Origin of the sequence: Streptomyces sp. ITFR-6 (assembly GCF_031844725.1) — a bacterium.
Classification (GTDB): Bacteria; Actinomycetota; Actinomycetes; order Streptomycetales; family Streptomycetaceae; genus Streptomyces.
The window spans coordinates 58234-78773 of sequence record NZ_CP134613.1 but is presented as its reverse complement, the minus strand read 5'-3'; the positions used below and the strand labels follow the sequence as shown (position 1 = coordinate 78773).

Sequence of the window (20540 nt, the reverse complement as noted above, 5' to 3'; positions counted from 1 at the left end):
CGGCCTTCATGCCCTACTGGAGAACCCGTTGTCCACCACCAACCGGCCAGACTCCGACCTGCCGGCCCCGGCGCCCGAGCCGCGCCCGGCGATCCCCCTGTGGGGCATCATCTCGCTGATCACCGGTGGCCTGATCGTCCTGATGCTAGTCGGCGTCGGCACGCTGTACATGGCCTACGAGCATCCCTCCACCGCGACACCCCTGACCACCGCAGGAGCAGTAGTCGGCGGGATCGTCACGGTCGTCGCCGCCATCGCGGCCGTCATCACCATCATCAGACGGTAGAGGAACAGCTTCATTTCGCCCCGGCCGACCGGGTCCCATCACCAGCGGCTGCTGTGCCAGCAAAGCGAGCCGATCGGGTACCTCGGGCACCAGCCCTGGGGTCCGGAAACCGACTTGTCCCAACAGGCAGTGTCCCAACAGCCAATAGATACACGATCGTTGAAGTACATATCGTGCTCCCTCTGCGGGCGGAACCCAGGACCAGGTCCCGCCCGTCCACGAACAAGGGGGATACAACCATGCGCATCAGCGCGCCCAGAAAGGCCGTCATCGGTGCCACGCTCGGCACCCTTCTCCTCACAGGCATCAGCACCGCGACCGCCCAGGCCGCACCGGCGGAGTACAGGGTCACCGTCGTCCAGGCCCCGGCAGTCAAGAACGTCTACGTCAACACGCTCGCGGCCGCGAGTTGCAAGATCAACACCATCACCCTCACACGCACCAGCATGTGTATGGATGTCGGCGCCCGCGTTGACCTGCTCAAGAACGGCAAGCCGGTCGGCTCAGCGACCTTCGACATCAAGCACTCCATGACGCTGAAGACCAGCAAGCTGAAGTGGACGGAGAGCTTCACCGTCGGCAAGGCAAAGCTCGCCAATGCCGGGGGCATCCGCATGAACTTGTCCGTCGGCGGCGGCAAGGGCGTCAAGACCGCCGTCAAATTCCCGCAAGGGTCCACCCTCGGCGCCGCCCACAAGGGAACCATCGGGTACGCCGCCACGGTCGGGAAGAAGAAGCAGCTCACCAGCCCGGCCTCCTACCGGTTCACCTTCACCAAGCCCGGCTACACGACCGGCGGTTTCACCTACAACTCCGGGAAGTACCGCTGCGACGACACGTTCTGGGGACCCAAGAAGCGCACCAAGAACCCCGGCTGTGTCTTCCCGTCCGCCTCTCCTGTGTTCAGCCTTTCCCGCAGCGACGCGAAGGTGAAGCAGTCCGCCAATCACATCCTCGATGCCCAGCGCAAGATCGCTGGTCACCCGGGCGCCTCTACCCCGCTGCACCGCATCACGAACGAGAAGACCATCAGCGCCCACCGCAAGGCCATGTGTGCCAAGGTGCGCAACCCCGACCCCAAGAAGTACGACTGCGACGAGTACCCGTTCGCCGCAAGCAAGGAGGGGGGCAACCCGGCCCGCGGCAGCACCCGTATCATCTCGGCAGGTGACAACCGCAGCGCCGGCGCCCGCCTCGGCGGTTTCTACAAGGCCCAGCGTGTCCTCAACGGCGACGGCTACTACGTCGGCATCAAGTAGATCTAGATCGCGCAACGTGCTTCGCAGGTCCCGTCTACCCTTCCGAGATGTAATCGGCAGGCACGGCAAGCACGATGGGGGTTCTCCATGCAGCGTTCCGACTGGCCGCTCCTTGAAGGCCGAACGCGGCCTCTCAAGACAAAGGAGTGGGGCGACCTGACCGTCATGGACCCCGACGCCGGCAAGGAGCCGCGCGGACGCGGGTTCCTGGCGGCCGAGAAGGACTGGCTGCGCATCGACGCTGGCGACGCCCTGGAGAACCCCATCGTCACCCTCTATGCCGGAGATGACCCGGAAGTGGAGAGCAGCTGGGACACGGTCGAGGAGATCACCGTGACCTCCACGACCGGGTTCCTCGCCCTGTGCGACAGCGGATACAAGCCACTGCGCAAAATGAATCTAGCCACCGCAGGCACCGGCCCCTACCTGATCCGCGTCCACGCCAGTGACCGGTCGGTAGACGGCAGAAAGCCCCGCTTCCTCATCCAGGTCATCCCCGGCGAGCGTACGGGGGCCGAACCTGAGCCGCCCTGCCCCACGATCGAGGAGTTCACCGGCCCGCTTCTGGTGCGGACGTCCTTCTCACACCCAGATGGGTGGGCACGTCTGCTCCAAGCCCTCGAAGGAGGCAGCGACGCATACGACTCGCTCGCCGTCATCGACAACCGCGCTTACGCGGACTTCACAGCGGACCAGATCAAGGCACGGATCGGACACGACAACGAAGGCTGGCCCGACAGCACTCTCGTCCTCATAGCCGACGAGCGGGCACTGGCCTCCGCAGAGCTTCCGCTCCTGGCCGTGAACAACCTGCCCGACGACAACGACGAGCCGTTCAGGATCACCCTCGCAGCGGCCGGATCCCTCGCTGTCAACACGGAACTGGGCAACACGAACTTCGCTGACTGGAGCCACGGAGCCGACTCCGACGGCGTCTACCGTGAAGAGCACTACTGACAGCGTTGTGGGGCGCGTATCGGCGTACGCCGATACGCGCCCCACAACTGTCATCCACCTGCAATCCCCTGGGGCAGCCATATACCGGCCGGCCCCAGGCCCGGCCGGTATCGATGATCTAACTGTTCACAATGGGATATCCCCGGACAATCCAGGGACAGGAACATGCAGATCGCCTTGGCCCCCTACGCCGGCAGTCCCCCGAACGCGGTGGCGGCCCGTAACCGGTCCTCACGGGCACGGCACCCCTTCTCAGAACACCGGTGAGACGCTGGCCTCACGGCACTCGCACAGAAGATCGGAGCAAATCCTCTCGTGGGCCAGCACGGCCAGCACCGCGATCTGGAGACGCGTCTGCTGTTCCAGCTTCTCCACGATCCGTGCAATGTGGGCCTTCACCGTGCGCTCCGAGATCCCCAACTCCTTTGCAAGATCGCGATTCCCTGCACCCGTGCCCACCAGAAGAAGCACTTCCCTTTCGCGGACCGTCAGCTTCTTGAGCTTCCATGCCCCCCGTACCGGATAGGCGCCCATCCTGCGGTAGGCGCAAGTGTCGCCTCCCCCATCGGACCGTTCGGTCATTCCGGTCCTTCCTGACCACTGCTTCTCCCCCGGAAGACCCCCGTGGCCCCGGGCACGGCAGCAATCATTCGAAATGTAGCGGTCTGCACTGACAGCCGGGGCTCTGTTCGAGGGATCTCTTCTACGACGGGGAGCGGGAGTTGGTGGAGCAGCGGCCAATACTTGTCGCCGTCCAGCTCCACAAGACCGCGCGCTGCGAACAGGCTAGGAGCAGCCTTGTGTCGGCGGCCGCGCGGGCCCGGGCTACTCTACGAGCCAGCAGCCGCTATGGCGGCGCTGCCCTGTTGAGAGCGGGGCGTCTTTACGCCTACGTGGCTGGGCTCAATGGTCCGGGGGTCGACGGCCTCTCCGGGGGCGCCCTGCCGGTAGACGCCTTCGGGGTCGGAGTCCCGGTCGTGGGGCAGGAGGAAGAACACCCTGCGTCTGTACAACCCGCTGTCCGGGTCGGCTTCAGCCTCGGCGCCGAGCTCGATGTAACCGATCATCCTGCCGTCGCGGGCGTAGCGGGGCTTGTTTTTGCGACGAGGTGTCTTGTCCAGGGCCTGGCGGACGTAGTCGAGGTGTTCGAGGTCTTCGAGCCACACCACGTTCGCCTCGTGGATGAGGTCACTGTCGGTCAGTAGCGAGCTCATGGCCGCGACCTCTCCTTCGTCGGCGTGCACCGAGTGGGCTGGCGCCTGCGTGATGTATCTGTTCCCTGAGACGGGGCAGAGCAGTCGTGCTCGCCGCCTTGGGGGCTCGGGGCTCGGAGGGCGTCCTGGGTTGAAGGCAGGGGCGTCAGGCGGCGGAGCGTCCTGCCATCGTAAAACGGATCGGTATCCAGCAGCAGAGGGCTCTGCGCCCGCGCAGGCGGGGCAGCGTGCTGGTTGTTCATTCTTCTGCCGCCAGAGCGAGGTTGGGGTAGAACTTGCGGCCGTTCGATTTGATCATGTCGGCCGGTGAAGCCAGTCCGACCTCCTGTCGGACCCGGGTAGCGAAGGCGCGCGCAGTGCCGGGACGGATGCCTTCGCTGTTCGCACACCAGTTGCTGTAGGAGGCGTAGAGGAGGCCCTGCTCGGCGCGGAGATCGTTGTTGTCCGGGTCGTGGATGCAGCACTCGGTCAGGAAGCGGCCGATGTGGTCCTCGGTGTTCGCGTAGGCCGTGGTCGCGATACGGACGCGGTCCGGGCCGGCGAGGGTATCTCGGGTGGAGAGGTAGCGGCGGGCACCTTCGGTGAGCCAGTGCAGGATGCCGGGCCCTTCGTCCTTGACGAGTTCCACGGCGAGATTGTCGATCTTGCGTTCGTCGGGAACGATGCGCTCGAAAGGGAGCAGGCGGATGCGGCGCCAGAACGCGAAGCCTCCGGTGGAAACCTCGGGGCGGTGGTTACCCAGGAGCCACAGCTTGTGGGTGGGCGTGAAGGAGAAGTAGTCCTGCCGCATCCGGCGGGCCTTGATCTTGTCTCCCCCGGTGAGGAGCCGGACGCGGGCTTCGTCGAAGCGGTCGTTCGGCTTGAGCTCGCTGCACACGATCAGGCGTCGCCCGTGGAGTTCGGTGAGCTCGGTGGAGTGCTCGGAGAAAGCGCCCCGGTCCATCAGGAAGCCGGGCGGAGCGGCGTCGGCATAGTCACCGAGGATCTGGATCATCACATCGAGCAGGACGGACTTCCCGTTCTTGCCCTGGCCGTGGAGAAAGGGCAGGACCTGGGCTCCGACGTCTCCGGTGATGGAGTAGCCGAGCAGCAGGTGGAGGAAGTCGATCATCTCCCGGCCTTCGGGATCTTCGCCGAAGGTGTCGTTGAGGAAGCGGTGCCAGCGAGGGGTCGGCATCTCCTGTGGGGCGACGCTGGTGGCCCGGGAGTGGAAGTCACGGGTGGGGTCGGGCTTGCGGATGAGGCAGGTGCGGAGATCGACCACGCCATCGGGTGTGCACAGAGCGTAGGGGTCACCATCGAGAGTGTCTGGATCCACAGAGAGGTCGGGGGACGCCTTGGCCTGGGTGAGGAGTGCCTTCATGCCAGTAGTCGACATAGTGCGCTTCTTGTGATGGTGGAGTTCCCGCTCGCTGAACAGGCCGCGGGGGTCGGTGTCGGGGATCTCCTCGGCCATCTCCCCTGCTGCCCACAAAGCTGCTTTCTCGCCCCCGGTGCGCTTCCAGCGGTAGCCGTCCCAGGAGTACCAGCCAAGGCCCTCCACGTGCCGGAACCGGTCGCGGTAGAGACGGACGAACAGCTTGGCGTTGCCTCGGTCCGTGAGGGTTCCCGGGATTTCGCCGGGCGGGAGCCATGCTGCCGGGGTGGGGGCCGCCTCGGCAGCACCGGTCTGGGTGGGAAAGGGAGGTGTGGGAGCTGTGACGGGTTCAGCAGCGGATTCGAGGGCCAGCATCTGCTGAGCGGCGGCAGTTGCGTCAAAGCGCGGGCTTTCGGCGCTGCTGCTCATGAGCGTCCTTTGAGGTGAAGCGGTTGGGCGGCCCCTGCTGCGAGACCGTCGTGAATGATCTTCTCGTTCCGGGAAGTGTCCTGGGGGCGGGCCGCGTGGTTCCTGGCTGGCGTCTTCCGGTCAGGGGCCAGCGGGGGAACTGGCCAGCCGTTTCCTGCACACCAGCGGGCGAGCGCAAGGGGCGGCACTGCTTGACCCGGTTCTGGGGTCGTCTCACTGCGGCGCCGCACGTAGTTTTCCTCGTCCGTCAAGTTTGCATGCCAGTTCAGACCCTCAGCGACGAACCTGCAAAAGAGCAGGTCAGCGACGTCACACCCCGCGAGGTAGGGACTGAAGGGACTCTCTTTCGGAATGAGTGTAGGCCGTCGTCACCGGATCTCCCGCGACGTATCCCCCCGCGCGCCGTCATTTCGTTACTGAGTCCCTTCAGTCCCTGTCTGCCCCTGCCCGGAGGAGGGGCACCGTCCAGGGTGGGCCGGGGGAACTAACCGACCCTCGGTGGAGCTGTCCAAAAGGGAAGAGGGCCTGAAGGGTGCGCCAGCCATTCAGTCCCTGCCTTCAGTCCCTTAGCGTTTCCGCAGGTCAAAGCTCCTTCAGCAGCTAGACAGGGACTGAAGGGACTCAACTTCCTCATTATCAGCCAGCTGAGTATCGAGAAGGAATGATTCATGCGCCCGCACATACGCGCCCATACTCAGGCTATAACCCTTAACTTCAGTCCCTTCAGTCCCTGTTCAGGTCGCCGAACCCACTGTGACCTGGTCATTTACACAGGGACTGAAGGCAGGGACCGAAACTGAAAACGGCAACTCACTTGACCTCGGTCCGAGCGCCCGGCTGCGGCTTGTGCTGGGCGGTGTCGTAGTGACAGCCCTTGCATGGGCGTACGAGGCGAGCCCGGCAGAGCGCTCCCCGTTCTGGGAAGAGCCACGACAACCCGGCTCAGGGGCTGAGAGTCGGGTCGCCGTCCGAGCGCTGTACGGCGGCCGCTGTGCTCTTCTTGAGGTAAATCCGTGCCCTCGATCGGATGACGGAATGCCAGCATCCTCGCTGCGAGCAGAGAACGGCTGCTACATCACAGGACGTGATGATCTCCCTGATGCGACGTGGACTGCCCGCGCTCGTCCTCGCCGCTCTGCCTCTGCTCGCGTCCCCCGCCTCCGCCGGTACTCCGACGACCCCCGTCCCGACGAACGAGCTGCCCTTTACCTCCTATGCCCCGCCCCAGGCTCCCGCCGGCGCCCCCGGCTCCCGGGTGGTGCTGGCGCTGTTCGACGCTATCGACCGGCTTCCGGTCGCCGAGGAGCACCGCGAGGGCTACCAGCGGACCCTGTACAAGCACTGGAACCCCGGGCTGAACGCCGCAGACGGGTGTAACACGCGGAAGGAGGTCATCCTGGCCGAGGCCGTTGAAGATCCTCTTGTCGAGGCCGGCTGCAAACTGTCGGGCGGTTCGTGGCGCAGCGCATACGACAGCCTGGTGGTGACCGACGCGGCGAAGCTCGACGTCGACCATTTCGTACCGCTCGCAGAGGTGTTCGACTCCGAGCGGACGCCGTGGAGTGCCGAGCGGCGTGAGGCATACGCGAACGACCAGGGGTCTGCGGATACCCTGATCGCGGTCTCGGCAGCTTCCAACCGGTCCAAGAGTGACAAGGACCCGGCGGACTGGATGCCCGCGGACGGGACCTACCACTGCGCCTACGCCGCAACCTGGGTGGCTACAAAACTGCGTTGGGACCTTGCCGTCGACGACGCTGAACGCCAGGCCCTCCTCGGTACAGCGGAAGACTGCACCGGCACCACGGTTACCTACCAACACGTTCCCTAACACCACGGCGATCGGCGTAATGCTGGTCAGGGGGGCGACCCTCTCGCTTGAGATGCCGGCACGCGTAGAAGCTCGTATTCCTTGACAATTCGACCGATAGGGATCCTGGCGGCGACGACCGCGAGGTGCTGACCGTTGTAGATCAGCACCCCGCAGACGCAGGTCGCGCGTGGTATCCGGTGGAGACGTCACGCCGGACGAACCCGCCTGGGCGGTGATCCCCGAGCTCGGCTGCGATGGTCTCCGCATGACGGGTTTCACTCGTTAAAGACCCCGTTGGCACAGCGAATACGGTGCCCCTCACAGCGTCCCGGATTGTCCCCGGCACGCATGATCGTTTCTCCGCGGGCAAATACCCCCGTCCGGCCCAACGCCCGAAGCAGTCCAACACCGATGCCAGCACGTCTGCCCCGAGCCGAACCAGAGCTCCAGCGGAAGGAGGCGCTGTCCGTACTCGAGAGCCGCAGCAGATCGAACGCCACGAAGTGCACCGGCGATTCCACCTGGGTCCGCTGGGCTGGAAGCAGCCGAGCGCTGGCTCTGCGCAGGCGTGCCGTACCCAGCGAAACCCGTTGGGGCGGGGGCATCGTTTCTGCCGGGCGGGCCGGTACACGTGAGGGTGAGCAGGGGGTCGTCTCAGGTTCGTAGGTCGTTGTCCTGCGGTTTCGTGCCTTCATGACCACATCGAAACGCAGCATGACCACCGCCGTCCTGGCACTCGGCCTGCTCGCCCTGGGCACGCCCGGGCTGGCCGCCCCTTCGATGGCCGCCGTGGTGCACTCCACGCCGGCCGCCGCCGAGATCGACTGCCCGGACGGATACGTGTGCATCTACCCGGAGATCAACTTCGGGGGGCAGCCGTGGGTGAAGCGCGCCGTCGACGGGAGCGTGAAGGAGCTGCCCTCCGCGATCCGTGACCGGGGCAGCTCGATCCGCAACAACTCCGGGCGCACCGCCCGGGTGTACGAGAAACGCAGCTACTCCGGACGCTGGGTGTGCGTCACCAAGGGCGGCGGCTCCATCCACGACCTGCGCGGCTACAACCTCAACGACCAGACCCGCTCCCTGCGGATCAACCGCAACGACTGCGGCTGAGTCGTTCGTCGCAGCAGACCGCTCTCCTCGGCGGCAGGCGAAGCGAGGTCCGGCCGGCCGGCTTCCGGCCCGGCGGCTACGGTCGGTCGGTCTTCGTCGGTCCAACAGCACACTGTCTTGTTGTAGACCTGGTAACCGCGACGAGCCGCGCGGCTCGCGGTCCCGGTCAGCCGAGCGGTAGGCGATGTGTGTGAAAGTGGGGACTGCGACCCCTTGGATGAGGCTGCCGGCGCCTCGACGGGTGTCCTCACTCGCGCGTGCGGCGGCGGTTGCTCTGGAAGACGTGATCGCGGCGTACAAGGGCAGCGGCGCGGTCCCGAGCTGCGGGATCGAGAGTGACGGGCGCCTCGCGGATGGCAGCCAGGAGGTAGTCGGTGCCGATACTGAGGGTGACCGTCGGATCGTGGCATATCCCCAGTCCCGCACGGTCGTTGACAACGGCCACGATCAGGGCCTCGGTAGCCGCACGCCTCGCATAGCCCACCGGCCTGCTGCTGCCCGCATTCCTCGCATCCCAGTGCCTGACGGACTGCGTTAGCGTCAGCCGCGGGCGCGCACTCCGCCCGTTCCTGGTCAGCTCCCGCCGAGCACAACGCCCTGGAACACATGTGATGCTGCCCTCGATCCGGACGACGAGGAGGTAGAGCGGGGCCCGGTACTCGGCGTACCGACGGCGCGCGTCGGTGGTGTCCGAGTCGTCGGATCTTCACCCTTAACTGCACTATCCGGAGAACCGTTGGGGTGTGGGCTCCGGTGGATATATGTGAGCTCGGGAGTGGCCGCCTGACCTGGTCACGGGGCTGCGCGGGCACCGGACCAGGTCAGAGGGCGTGTCAGTTGGCGAGGCTGAAGCCGCCGCTGGTCGCCGTCGCGATCTTGTCGACTCCCGTCAGGCCGGTGAGCGTTGGTGACCGGAGTGCTGCTGTCGGTGGTGGTGCCGTTCTGTACGGGCACTGGCGCGGTCAATACCTTCCGGACGGCCGGTGCACTGCCCGCTCTCCAGCGGGGATGTCGGAGGTCCTCGCGGTCGAGAGAGTGACGCTGTCAGCCGGCCGGCTGGGGTGAGGCGACGAGTTCGATTTCGAAGTGGTCGGTGTTCTCCAGGTAGGCGGCGTGCTGCTGGGGGCCGCCGGCGTGGGGGTGAGCGTCGGGGAAGAGCAGTGTCCAGCCGTTTTCCTGGGCTTTGGCGGTGAGTAGATCGACGGTGTCGGGGGTGTCGATGTGGAAGGCGAGGTGGTTGAGGCCGGGGGCGAGGCGGTCGTGGTGGTGCTGGGTGAGAGCGGGTGACTGCTCGAATACGAGGTAGGTGGTGTCCAGTCGCCAGCTGCGCCCGTTGGCCCAGGTCTGGTGGAGGGTGTATCCGAGGGTTTCGAGGAGCCAGGCCCAGTCGGCGATGGCGCGGTCCAGGTTGGGGACCCAGATTTCCACGTGATGGAGTGATCCGTGTTTCGGGGCCTGTTCGTCCTGGGTGTCGCTGGGCATTCTGTCCTCCTGAATTCGGCTGCTGGCGGTCTGGGCGGGTCGGCAGCGTATACCGGATCGTGTGGTTCCGGTCTAGACGGCCGGTTCAGTCATTTAAGGCTGCAAAAGAGACGCTTCAGGGATATTCCTCGCGGGGAGGGTCATGGCGGGCAGTATGCCTTGTACGGGTGCCAGGGCACCGGCACTTCGCGTCCGGTGGCGTACCGCGCAAGGCCCGAGCTGCGCCCGAGGCTGGGGGCGTTGTGCCGGTTCTGCTCTGTTCCACTGACACGGCCGCCGGCCAGGTGCCCCTCGTCCTCAAGCACGGGCCTTGCGCCTGCTGGCCTTGGGCGTCCGTCCGTGCCGGGAACGGCCCGCACGGTGCGCTCCCGGCCTTGGGTCGGCGGGGCTTTGCGGCGAACGGCAGCACGGGCAGCCGTGTCTCCGAGTTGGATTGGGTCTTCGGGTGGGAGCGGGAGCGGGAGCGGATCCGTGTCGGCCGGGGTCCTCGCGGGCTGGGAGTCGTGTCGAACGAGGACGGTGCACCTCAGTACGAGTACCTGGACGTCGTTACGGGCCCCGGCGGTGCCTGTCTCGCCGGGCTGCCTTCGTCCATACCCTGGCCGGTCTGACGCCCGCGGGCCAGGTGCCCGGCGCGCCGGACCGTTTGTGCCTTTCGCGGGAGTTGGCCAGCGGTAGCGACGGCAGGAAGAACGATGCGCGAGAGTTCCGGACCCGGGCAGGAGCCCGGCTCCCTCGGCAGTACGGCGCATGCCCGTGCACTCGATGCGCTGCTGGGGGCGACCCGGGCCATAGTGCTGCGTGCCGTCGCCCAGCGGCCGGGCAGCACGACGGGGGAGATTTCGCGGGCGACCAGGGTCGCTCCTGCGACGGCGTCTCACCACACCGGTGTGCTGCGGCAGGCTGGCCTGATCACCACGCAGCGCAGCGGCGGGAGCGTGCATCACCGGCTGGCCCCGCTGGGCGAGAGCCTTCTCGGTCAGCGGGGCCAGGACGTCTGACGTCGCGGGAACCAGGCACTCCTGGCGCCGTGCACGGTTGTCCCGGGACTGTGAGGACGTGCGGTATGTGGGGCTGGCGGGATGGTTGGTCCGGGGCAGGACGGATGGGGCAGGAGCGAAAGGGCGTTGCCTCTTGCGTATTGCCGCAGGGTGTGCCGAATTCGAGCAGGATCGAATAGCTTGCGGCCCTGAAATCGTGCCTGCACACTGATGAGCGTTTCCCGCAATAGGCTTTTGCAGCAGGGCAGTTACTGATTCGAGGGGACAGTCATGTCCGTGACTGATACCGGCAGAACGGCAAATTCCCAGGCGGGCACTGCGACTATTTCGCAGATGTTCAGCACTCCGGTGGCGAGAATAGTGTGCCCTTTCGCTGCGGACATCAATGCCCTGCTCGCGGAACTGGTGGTGGAGCGGGCCGGCGGGTCGGGCAAGACGTTCAGCTACAAGGCGGAGACGTCGGGTGAGCTGACCTCGTGGGGGGATCCGTCCGTGGACCGTCTGACCCGCTGGGTGGCCCGCGCGGCCCACCAGGTCGTGGAGGCCCTCACCGGCAAGACCCTGGCCGCCGCGTACACGGAGTCCCTGCACCGGGAGGCCGGCGCCGCGGAGGTGGGCACGGAGCGGGAGGCGCGGGTGGGGGTCGCGGTCTCCCGCAGCTGGGCCAGCGTCTACCGGCTGGGCGACGACCATGAGGCCCACTTCCATCCGAACACCGCTCTCGCCGCGATCTATTACGTGAGCGCCCCGAAAACGTGCGAGCTCGATCTGCTGGACCCGCGCCCGTACGTCGACTATTTCGATTCGGGGATTTCGTTCGCCGGGGATCGTCACCGCGTGCGGATCAGCTGCCTGCCCGGAGAACTCGTCATCTTTCCCGGCTGGCTCCGTCACGGCGTCCCGCCCTACACCGGCGACGGCGAGAGGATCTCGCTTTCCTGGAACCTCAACTACGCCGTCCACGGCTGAATTCCATCCGCATCACCATCACAGGGAGAAACCATGCGCAACATTCAGTTCTTCTCGACCGACACCGATGACGGTGTGGTCTCCGTCGTCGCCAAGACAGGCCCCGGCGAGCACCGCAGGGTCGCGCAGATCCCGGTCGGCAACGCTCCGCGCGGCGGCGTCAAGTTCACCAAGGATGGGCGCGGTTTCGTCTGCAACACCAGTCAGAACACCATCTCGGAGATCGACGCGGTCGCCCTGACCGAGGTGCGGCGGATCGAGGTCGGGCACGGGCCCCGAGGACAGGGCATGGTGCCCGGCGACCACTACCTGCTGGTGTCGAACTCCGGGTCCAACACCATCTCGGTCGTCGACCTCGAACTGAACACCGAGGTCCACCAGATCCCGACCGGCCGCGACCCGCGGCACATGGGCATCAGCGCCGACGGAAAGACCGCCTGGGTGTGCGTGTGGGGCGAGGGCTACGTCAGCAAGCTCAACATCAGCGCGCTGGGCTCGGACAACCCGGCCGCGATCACCGAGATCAGCCGGATCCCCGTCGACCGCGAGGCACACCCCTACAGCCTCGCCATCGACCCCAGCGGCCGGAAGGTGTTCGTCGCCAACACCCAGGCCACCTTCGTCACCGTGATCGACGCCGAGACGGACGAGACCCACAGGGTCGATGTCGGGTTCATCGGCGGCCGCGCGGTCGCCTTCACCCCGGACGGGCGCCACGCACTCGTCACGGTGGAGTCGATCAGCCGGGTCTACGTCATCGACGTGGAAACCCTGCAGGTGGTGCGGCACGTGCCGGTCGGCCCGGGTCCGCGCGGCCTGGTCATCGACCCCGGCGACGACACGGCCTACATCACCAACTTCGCCCGGGCCAACATGATGCACAGCGGGGACAACCATCCCCTGTACGGCCCGAACACCCTGACCATGGTCGACCTGACCTCCGCCCCGCTGGACCGGGACGAGGGAACGTTCACCTACGAGGAGGTCCACGTCGGGTACGGACCCTGCAGCGTCGTGCTGTTCGACCTCGACACCCTCTCCGCCGAGGAACGGGCACGCCGGGCGGAGCACGCCAGCACCGACGCCTGACCCCCTGTATGACCGTGTCCGCCCCCGCCCCGTGCGGCGGGGGCGGACACGCCCATGCCCCCCGACAGAAAGCGCACCCTTCGTGCCGATGGCCGACATCACCTTCTGCCCGCAGCAACCGTGGGCCCTTCCCCCTGACAAACTACGGGTCGACCGGGCCGCAGCACGGGCCGAGCGGGACGCCTACGAGGCCGGCTTCCGGCACAAACGCATCGCCCGCCTCCCCGCGGACTGCCCGCCCTGGGTCCTGGGACAGGAACTCGGCTGGACCGTCCGCTCACCCATCACCGCGACCCTGACCCCGCTGGACGACACCGACTTCGGCGTCCCGGACGAAGAGAACGTGCCCGATGTGGCCCGCAGGGCCCAGCGCACCCAGATGTGGAAACACGGCCGGGCCTGGATCGCCACCGCGAACACCACCTGGCTGCGGCTGCACGACTACCGAACCCCCCACGGCTGGGAGTCCATGTTCCTGCCCAACGGGGCAGGAACCGTCGAGTGGCGGCTCGGCTGGAGCGCCCGCATCCCCGACCAGCGCTTCCTCATGGTCATGCCACCGCCCACCCCACGACCGCACCTCGACGTGCCCGTCGGCATCATCGCCGCCCACACCCTCAACGCAATGAACGGCCCCGGCGGCATCAGCATCGCCGTACGGCCCACCGCCCCCGTCACCCTCCACCGCGGCGACCCACTCGCCCGCATCGTCCTCCTGCACCCCGACACGCTGCGCGCCAACGCCACCCACACCCAGCCCGGTGAAGCCTCATGACCCAGACCCAGACCGCCGCCACTCCCCCACCGGCCGGCACGCGCCGGCTGCTGACACGCATGCCGGTACTGCCCCTGCTCACCATCGCCTTCCTCACCCGCGTCACCGTCGCCGCACTGCCCATCACCCTCCTGCTCACCCTCGCCCACACCTACGGATACGCCCGGGCCGGCGCCGTCAACGGCGGCTACACCCTCGTCCTCGCCTTCCTCGCACCCCTGCGCGCCAGAATCCTCGACCGCTGGGGCACCGGCCGCGCCCTGGTCCTCATGGGCGCCACCACCATGACCCTGATGACCCTCGTCGCGATCAGCGCCGCAGCCCGCTGGCCCTGGTGGACCACCCTGCTCCTGACCATCGCCGCCGGCTCCACCACTCCCCCGCTCAACGCCGCGCTACGCGCATCCTGGCGACGACTGACCACCGGCCCCGACCAGCTCAAAGCAGTCCACTCCGCCGACTCGATCCTCGAGGAAGCCGGCTTCGTCCTCGCCCCCCTCACCGCCGGAGCCGCCATCGCCCTCCTCGGCCCCACCCGCGCCTACGAAGCGACCGTCGCCTGCTACCTCCTGGTCGTCACGGCCTACCTCACCGCCGCACACCACTACAACCTCACCCGCCAACCCACCACCAACACCGACGCCCTGTACGATCCGGGCCGACGACGCCGGAAGGCCTGGCTCGGCCCGCTCGCACAGCCCCGCATTCTCGCCATCATGCTGCCGCTGTTCGTCATGGGCACCGTCTTCGGCGGCACCGGCGTCCTCCTCCCCGCCTACGCCCAAGCCCACCACGCCACCACATGGATCGGCCCCCTGCTCGCCGCCACCAGCACAGGCGGCGTCATCGGCGGACTCCTCTACGCCACCACCCCCTGGCACCAACCCCTCTGGCAGAAATACCGCCTCCTCACCCTCGGCTTCGCCCTGCCGGCCTGCTTCCTCGTCCTCGCCCACCCCCTCTGGCTCCTCGCACTCCTCCTCCTGCTCTGCGGCCTCTTCGTCACCCCGCTCTTCATCAACGCCTTCCTCCTCCTGGACGCCACCGCCACCGACGACATCCGCATCGAAGCCAACACCTGGGTCGGAGCCTCCACCGACATCGCCAACGGCATCATCGCGATCATCATCGGCACCCTCACCGCCCACCAGAACTTCAACACCGCCCTACTCCTGCTCTCCAGCTGCGCCACCGCCGGCGTCCTCATCGCCCTCACCTCACCCCGCCACGACCACCCCCCAGCACACGCCGAACCTCAACCACCGCTCGCCGGCCCCGCCACCGACCACGCCCCCAGCCCCTCATGACCCGCCCCGAGACGCCCGAAGTCTCCCTGTCCCTGGCACAGGCCCGCCGAATCGCGGTCGCCGCCGCCGGCCCCACCACCACACACACCGATACCGCCGCCGTCCTGACACGCCTGAACGCCGTACAGCTCGACACCATCAACACCCTGGCCCGCGCCCACCAACTCACCCTCGCCACACGCACCGGGACCACCACCGCGGACATCGACACCGCACTCTGGGACACCACGGATCCGATCGCCTTCGAATACCCTGCACACGCCCTCGCGCTCGTCCCGCTCCACCACTGGCCGCTGTGGGCCTTCCGCCGCCGCACGAGCCGCAACCGTCACGAATACCCCACCCCCGAACTCCGCAAGACCATCCTCGACAAGATCAACACCCAGGGGCCCCTCACCCTGCGCGAGCTCCGCACGGAACACGAGCCGACCGGCTGGAACTGGGGACCCACCAAAACCGCCGTCGAATTCCTGCTCTGGTCCGGAGAACTCGCCTGCACCCACCGCACCGGCTGGCAACGCCGGTTCAACCTCCCCGAGCGCACGATCCCAGCAGAGTTCCTCACCGACGCCCTCACGGACGAGGCCTGCCTGACGACACTGCTGACCCATGCCGGCCGGGCCCTGGGAGTGGCCACCTGCGACGACCTCGCCGACTACCTCCGCATCACCACAGCCACCGCACGACGCCTCCTGCCCGACACCCCACTCCTGATCACCCGGGTCGAAAGCTGGAACAGCCCGGCATGGACCCACCCCCACACCCTGCCCACCGCCGACCAACCACACGACCCCGGCCAAGCCATGTTCCTGGCCCCCTTCGACAACCTCATCTGGCACCGGCCACGCACCACACGCCTCTTCAACTTCACCCACACACTCGAGGCATACAAACCCGCCGACCGCCGTGTTCACGGCTACTACGTATGCCCGCTCCTCGCCGGCGACCGACTCATCGCACGCGCCGACCTCACCCGCCACCGCGACACCCTGACCATCAACCGCACCAGCTTCGAACCCGGCCCCCACCCTGCCGAAACAGCGGAGTACTTCGCCCGCGCCTGCACCCGCATGCAGGAGACCACCGCACTATGCCGCACCGTGATCACTGACACCGCAGCACCACCCACGACCGTCAAAGCCCTCAACCATGCTCTGAACCGCGCCGGAACCGGCAACCTCCACCCGTGACAGCAAGAGCCGCACGAAGCGCGAGCCTTGGCTCCCTGCCGGGCCCGGCGGTTCGACCAACGCGGTGCGCGGTGAGGGCGCCAGGTGTACGGAGCGGGGCCGGGAAGCTCACGGTGGTGCCGTCGGTGTCCCACCGGTCGGCCTGCCTCGGCTCATCGATCCAGAGCTGGAGCTCGATCCGGCCCTGGCCCTTCTCGGGCTCGGGGAAGAGCTGCCAACGGCCGGGTGTCGGGGTTACGCGGGACTGTCGGTGCCGTCCGGGGTGTCAGCGTTCAGTTCGGTGTGCTGCGGGGTGAGGTGCTTGTACTGGTCCGGGGTGGGCGGCAGCGCCGCGTGGTCCGTCTCCGCGGCTTTTGTCTCGGCGTACTTATCGGTGTCGGCCTTACGACTTCGACGGCCGGCCTGGTCGGTGAGCCGGTGCCGGATCTCGGCTCTCTTCGGGGCGGCCCAAATCTGGACGAGGTGCTCTTCCAGGACCGTGTCGCCCTCATCCGCGTAGACGTCGCCGGCGGCGGCTGCCGTGTCCCGGCCGCGTGCGTGGATCCGGAACCTCCACCACTGGTACTCCTCCGGATCTCCGAGGAGGGGCACCTCGTCCAGGTCGTCGGAGAGGGGATCGCCCACCAGGGGGCCCTCAGCCGGGAAATACAGACTGACCTCGACGACCTCGTCCCAGCCTTCGCAGTCCAGCGGCGGCTCGACGCCGGTCACGTCGAAAACGACATCGACGTCGCCATAGGAGGTGCCGGTCAGGACCGAGGCGTAGGTCGATTCGTCATTGACGCGGACCAACCCATTTCCTTCGAGCCTGACGTCGATGCCCTGCTCCGGCGCCTCGGCATCCGTGTCGACCATGACGTACTGATGATGCGAAACCCGCACTCGGCCTGGCCCCTGAACCGCCATCACTCCCCGATCCTCCACCTCGGACACCATGCTGCGGTCCCACACACCCGAACCGGTGCGTGGGACTGCGGCATGAAACACGCGTGTCGCGTCAGACCGCGACCCAGAAGCCATCCTTGTCCATGACGCGCTCCTGCTTGTAGAAGCCGATGATCCGGCCCCCCTGCTTGTCCTGTTCCGTGGCCGGGACCATGGCAATTCCACGACTGGCCGCCGGCAGCGCCGTGCCGCCTTTCATCGGAGCACCCCCGCGTCGGCGGGGAGGACATCCAGGGTCACGTCCTCACCTCGGACGACGGCGGAGCACCCCCGCGTCGGCGGGGAGGACGAGAACCGGCGCAGGCCCTCGAATCCGATGGCCGGAGCACCCCCGCGTCGGCGGGGAGGACTTGAGCTGGGCCCACCGCAGATCCTTGGCCACCGGAGCACCCCCGCGTCGGCGGGGAGGACGTGCTGAGCACCTACAAGGGCAAGTGGTACACCGGAGCACCCCCGCGTCAGCGGGGAGGACGTTCCAGGAGTTAGCCGCTCCTGGCGGTGAGCCGGAGCACCCCCGCGTCGGCGGGGAGGACGGCGGGTGCTGATCCTGTCGGCCAAGTACGGGCGGAGCACCCCCGCGTCGGCGGGGAGGACGCACGCCACCACGGCGACGACCGCCTCGGCGCCGGAGCACCCCCGCGTCGGCGGGGAGGACGCCATGAAATTCCGGGGCGTCGTCGGGCAGATCGGAGCACCCCCGCGTCGGCGGGGAGGACGCTCCCGCGCCGGAACGCGCCTGCACCGAAGGCGGAGCACCCCCGCGTCGGCGGGGAGGACGCCCTGTGCTCCCAGTTGATCGCCTCCACACGCGGAGCACCCCCGCGTCGGCGGGGAGGACGCCGCGATGAGCGACCCGCGTTCCATCTGCTGCGGAGCACCCCCGCGTCGGCGGGGAGGACGGCGTCGGCCTGGTGACGACTATCGTGGGCGCCGGAGCACCCCCGCGTCGGCGGGGAGGACGTTGACGTCGCCCTCCTCCAGGGTTTCGGCCGCGGAGCACCCCCGCGTCGGCGGGGAGGACGCAGGCCGACCGCCGCGCGCTGTACATCCGGACGGAGCACCCCCGCGTCGGCGGGGAGGACCAGGTACACCCGGCCGGTGCTCCAGCCGACGACGGAGCACCCCCGCGTCGGCGGGGAGGACCGGGTCAACGACCTCGCGCCGGTCGCCGAGTACGGAGCACCCCCGCGTCGGCGGGGAGGACTTCTCGGGGTCGTCCAGGAGGGCGGCCGCGATCGGAGCACCCCCGCGTCGGCGGGGAGGACTCGTCGTCGTGGGTGAGCACCCAGCGGCGGGCCGGAGCACCCCCGCGTCGGCGGGGAGGACGAGCCGGAAGGGGCACCGAACCTGTGGTGATCCGGAGCACCCCCGCGTCGGCGGGGAGGACGCTACCTCAACAGCGGGCCCGGCCGCGAAGTACGGAGCACCCCCGCGTCGGCGGGGAGGACCCCCTCCGCGCCCGCGTCGGAGTCCCCCACGGCGGAGCACCCCCGCGTCGGCGGGGAGGACCCGACGTGCACGTCCGGGGGGAGGTCGTGGACCGGAGCACCCCCGCGTCGGCGGGGAGGACCCGACCCTGCCGCCGCGTCCGAGAAGGGGTGGCGGAGCACCCCCGCGTCGGCGGGGAGGACCGGTCGTGCTGCACTCATACGGCCAGGACCACCGGAGCACCCCCGCGTCGGCGGGGAGGACGCGAAGACGTCGGCCACTCGGTGGCCGAACTTCGGAGCACCCCCGCGTCGGCGGGGAGGACCCGAACACGATCACCCACGACAGCCGCAGGACCGGAGCACCCCCGCGTCGGCGGGGAGGACAGCGCCTCCCTCCGGATCGACGACGGCGACAACGGAGCACCCCCGCGTCGGCGGGGAGGACGAAGGCCGTCGCACCCTCGCCTTCGACCTCTACGGAGCACCCCCGCGTCGGCGGGGAGGACGGCGATGCGGCCCGCCGTGAAGTTCGCGTCCGGGGAGCACCCCCGCGTCGGCGGGGAGGACGTGCAGCATCCGGTCGTCAGCCGCCCCGGCGTCGGAGCACCCCCGCGTCGGCGGGGAGGACACTTGCTGACCTGCACCTTAGGAGGGGCTTTGCATTTCCTTTGCCTTTGGTGCGGCGGTCATACGGATCAGGGTAAGGCCGTCGAAGTCGGTAGGGACGCGGCGTCGGGTGCCGGCGGTTCGGATGGCGTAGCCCTGTTCGGTGGGGGCGGGGTGGACGAGGACGGCGGCGCCGTTGCCTACGGTGTCGGTGACGGCTTGCCAGAGCTTGTCGCGGACGCGGGCGGAGACGCTCCCGACGAAGATGCCGGGGACGACCTCGCTGGTCCAGCGGCTGAGTGCTCCGCGCAGGTGGTCCGGAACGGCCGTGGTGGCGATGACGAGCATGGTCGGCATCATTCACCTCGGGCGGCGTAGTTGACGCCGGCGGGCAGGACGCCGGCCTTGGGGTCCCAGAGGTGGACCATCTTGACGTCGCGCTTCTCCTGCGGCTCTTCTTCGTCGGCCGCTCCGTCGGTGGCGTTCGTGGAGCGTGGTGTCAGGAGCCTTTGGACGTCGCGGACGATGCGCGGGAGGAGCTTGAGGAGCCGTAGGTCTTCGCGGAAGCGGCGGCGTGCTTCCTGTTCGGGGTTGTCGGAGTTGTGGAGGGCGAAGGCCAGGGGGAGGGTGGTTTCGGCCTTGTAGAGGTCGGCGATGTCGTAGACGAAGGAGTGTTGCTTGCCGGTGTGGACGAATCCGAGGGCGGGAGACAGGCCGAGCGCGAGCAGCGCGGCGTGGACGATGCCGTAGAGACAGGCGCTGGCTGCGGACAGGGCGAGGTTGACGGGGTCCTGGGAGTCCCATTGGTCGGGATGGTAATTGCGGCGGAAGCGGCCGATGCCGTGCTGCTGGGCGAGGATCTTGTAGAAGGCCTTCATCCGCTGACCCTCGAGTCCGCGGAGCTTGTCGAGGTCGACGGCCTCGGGAAGGTCGGCGTCCTGGAAGCGCATGCGGTACATGCGGACGGCGACGTCGAGGCGTCGTTCGGGGGCGGACCAGCAGGCGACTTGTTGTTCCAGCCAGTGGGTGGTGAGGGAGTCGGAGAGGATGCCGGCGTAGGCGCGTACTCCGCCGGATCCGACGGAGATGACGCTGGTGCCGTGGCGGGCCAGGGTGTTCAGGGCGGGTGTGGTGATGGAGACGCCCGGGCCGAGGAGAAGGCAGGACAGCGCTGCGGTGGGGATGTAGACGAGTTCGGTTCGTTGGGCGTCGACCTGGATCTGGGCGCAGACTCCGGTGTCGTCCTGGACGACGCGGACCATGTCCAGGTAGAGGAATGACAGGGAGTCGGCGACGCGGGGCAGCATGGCGAGGGTGG

18 protein-coding genes and 1 CRISPR repeat array are annotated in these 20540 nt (G+C 68.0%); of the genes, 11 read left to right on the top strand and 7 right to left on the bottom strand.

Features of this window, described 5'->3' with window-relative positions; translation table 11 throughout:
* Positions 1-28 precede the first annotated feature (28 nt).
* From RLT59_RS38105 to RLT59_RS38095, 3 genes are all read left to right on the top strand, one after another.
* Positions 29-286 (top strand): hypothetical protein, encoded by a 258-nt coding sequence (locus RLT59_RS38105; RefSeq protein WP_311308067.1) that lies wholly within the window; start codon positions 29-31, stop codon positions 284-286.
* Between the two features lie 239 nt (positions 287-525).
* Complete coding sequence (locus RLT59_RS38100) at positions 526-1545, top strand: NucA/NucB deoxyribonuclease domain-containing protein (RefSeq protein ID WP_311308066.1); 1020 nt, start codon at positions 526-528, stop codon at positions 1543-1545.
* A gap of 165 nt (positions 1546-1710) precedes the next feature.
* Positions 1711-2502, top strand: a complete 792-nt coding sequence (locus RLT59_RS38095) for a DUF6924 domain-containing protein (protein WP_311308065.1) — start codon at positions 1711-1713, stop codon at positions 2500-2502.
* Positions 2503-2754: 252 nt separating this feature from the next.
* On the opposite strand, the gene RLT59_RS38090 is transcribed toward RLT59_RS38095, so the two are convergent.
* The 3 genes from RLT59_RS38090 to RLT59_RS38080 all read right to left on the bottom strand — a co-directional run bounded on the left by RLT59_RS38090 (position 2755) and on the right by RLT59_RS38080 (position 5502).
* The gene (locus tag RLT59_RS38090) at positions 2755-3084 is read right to left on the bottom strand and encodes a helix-turn-helix domain-containing protein (RefSeq protein ID WP_311308064.1); all 330 of its coding nucleotides are present in this window, start codon (positions 3082-3084) and stop codon (positions 2755-2757) included.
* A gap of 248 nt (positions 3085-3332) precedes the next feature.
* Positions 3333-3716 (bottom strand): DUF6009 family protein, encoded by a 384-nt coding sequence (locus tag RLT59_RS38085; RefSeq protein WP_311308063.1) that lies wholly within the window; start codon positions 3714-3716, stop codon positions 3333-3335.
* Between the two features lie 238 nt (positions 3717-3954).
* Positions 3955-5502, bottom strand: a complete 1548-nt coding sequence (locus RLT59_RS38080) for a DNA primase family protein (protein ID WP_311308062.1) — start codon at positions 5500-5502, stop codon at positions 3955-3957.
* 1087 nt (positions 5503-6589) lie between these two features.
* On the opposite strand from RLT59_RS38080, the gene RLT59_RS38075 reads away from it, so the two are divergent.
* On the top strand, positions 6590-7333 hold the full coding sequence (locus RLT59_RS38075) for an HNH endonuclease family protein (protein ID WP_311308108.1): 744 nt from the start codon (positions 6590-6592) through the stop codon (positions 7331-7333).
* A 675-nt stretch (positions 7334-8008) separates the two neighbouring features.
* Positions 8009-8428 (top strand): peptidase inhibitor family I36 protein, encoded by a 420-nt coding sequence (locus tag RLT59_RS38070; RefSeq protein ID WP_311308061.1) that lies wholly within the window; start codon positions 8009-8011, stop codon positions 8426-8428.
* Positions 8429-9472: 1044 nt separating this feature from the next.
* Here RLT59_RS38070 and RLT59_RS38065 read toward each other — a convergent pair.
* Positions 9473-9910, bottom strand: a complete 438-nt coding sequence (locus tag RLT59_RS38065; RefSeq protein ID WP_311308060.1) for a VOC family protein — start codon at positions 9908-9910, stop codon at positions 9473-9475.
* 695 nt (positions 9911-10605) lie between these two features.
* On the opposite strand from RLT59_RS38065, the gene RLT59_RS38060 reads away from it, so the two are divergent.
* The 6 genes from RLT59_RS38060 (at position 10606) to RLT59_RS38035 (ending at position 16241) form a co-directional block, all read left to right on the top strand.
* Positions 10606-10911, top strand: a complete 306-nt coding sequence (locus tag RLT59_RS38060; protein ID WP_311308059.1) for an ArsR/SmtB family transcription factor — start codon at positions 10606-10608, stop codon at positions 10909-10911.
* A 360-nt stretch (positions 10912-11271) separates the two neighbouring features.
* Positions 11272-11880: a TIGR02466 family protein gene (locus RLT59_RS38055; protein WP_311308058.1), complete on the top strand. Its 609-nt coding sequence runs from the start codon at positions 11272-11274 to the stop codon at positions 11878-11880.
* A gap of 33 nt (positions 11881-11913) precedes the next feature.
* A complete protein-coding gene (locus tag RLT59_RS38050) occupies positions 11914-12969 on the top strand; it encodes a YVTN family beta-propeller repeat protein (protein WP_311308057.1) in 1056 nt (351 codons plus the stop codon).
* A gap of 88 nt (positions 12970-13057) precedes the next feature.
* On the top strand, positions 13058-13744 hold the full coding sequence (locus RLT59_RS38045) for a hypothetical protein (protein WP_311308056.1): 687 nt from the start codon (positions 13058-13060) through the stop codon (positions 13742-13744).
* Positions 13741-15051: an MFS transporter gene (locus tag RLT59_RS38040; RefSeq protein ID WP_311308055.1), complete on the top strand. Its 1311-nt coding sequence runs from the start codon at positions 13741-13743 to the stop codon at positions 15049-15051. Before RLT59_RS38045 ends, RLT59_RS38040 begins: the two co-directional genes overlap by 4 nt.
* Positions 15048-16241: a winged helix-turn-helix domain-containing protein gene (locus tag RLT59_RS38035; protein WP_311308054.1), complete on the top strand. Its 1194-nt coding sequence runs from the start codon at positions 15048-15050 to the stop codon at positions 16239-16241. Before RLT59_RS38040 ends, RLT59_RS38035 begins: the two co-directional genes overlap by 4 nt.
* A 234-nt stretch (positions 16242-16475) precedes the next feature.
* Here the strand turns inward: RLT59_RS38035 and RLT59_RS38030 are convergent, their stop codons facing one another.
* The 3 genes from RLT59_RS38030 to cas1e all read right to left on the bottom strand — a co-directional run bounded on the left by RLT59_RS38030 (position 16476) and on the right by cas1e (position 20529).
* The gene (locus tag RLT59_RS38030) at positions 16476-17096 is read right to left on the bottom strand and encodes a hypothetical protein (protein ID WP_311308053.1); all 621 of its coding nucleotides are present in this window, start codon (positions 17094-17096) and stop codon (positions 16476-16478) included.
* A 289-nt stretch (positions 17097-17385) separates the two neighbouring features.
* Positions 17386-19244: direct repeats of the CRISPR family, unit length 29 nt; unit sequence CGGAGCACCCCCGCGTCGGCGGGGAGGAC.
* A gap of 17 nt (positions 19245-19261) precedes the next feature.
* Positions 19262-19579, bottom strand: a complete 318-nt coding sequence (cas2e, locus tag RLT59_RS38025; RefSeq protein ID WP_124286775.1) for a type I-E CRISPR-associated endoribonuclease Cas2e — start codon at positions 19577-19579, stop codon at positions 19262-19264.
* Complete coding sequence (cas1e, locus tag RLT59_RS38020) at positions 19579-20529, bottom strand: type I-E CRISPR-associated endonuclease Cas1e (protein ID WP_311308107.1); 951 nt, start codon at positions 20527-20529, stop codon at positions 19579-19581. The genes cas2e and cas1e overlap by 1 nt, the downstream gene beginning before the upstream one ends.
* Between the last annotated feature and the right edge of the window lie 11 nt (positions 20530-20540).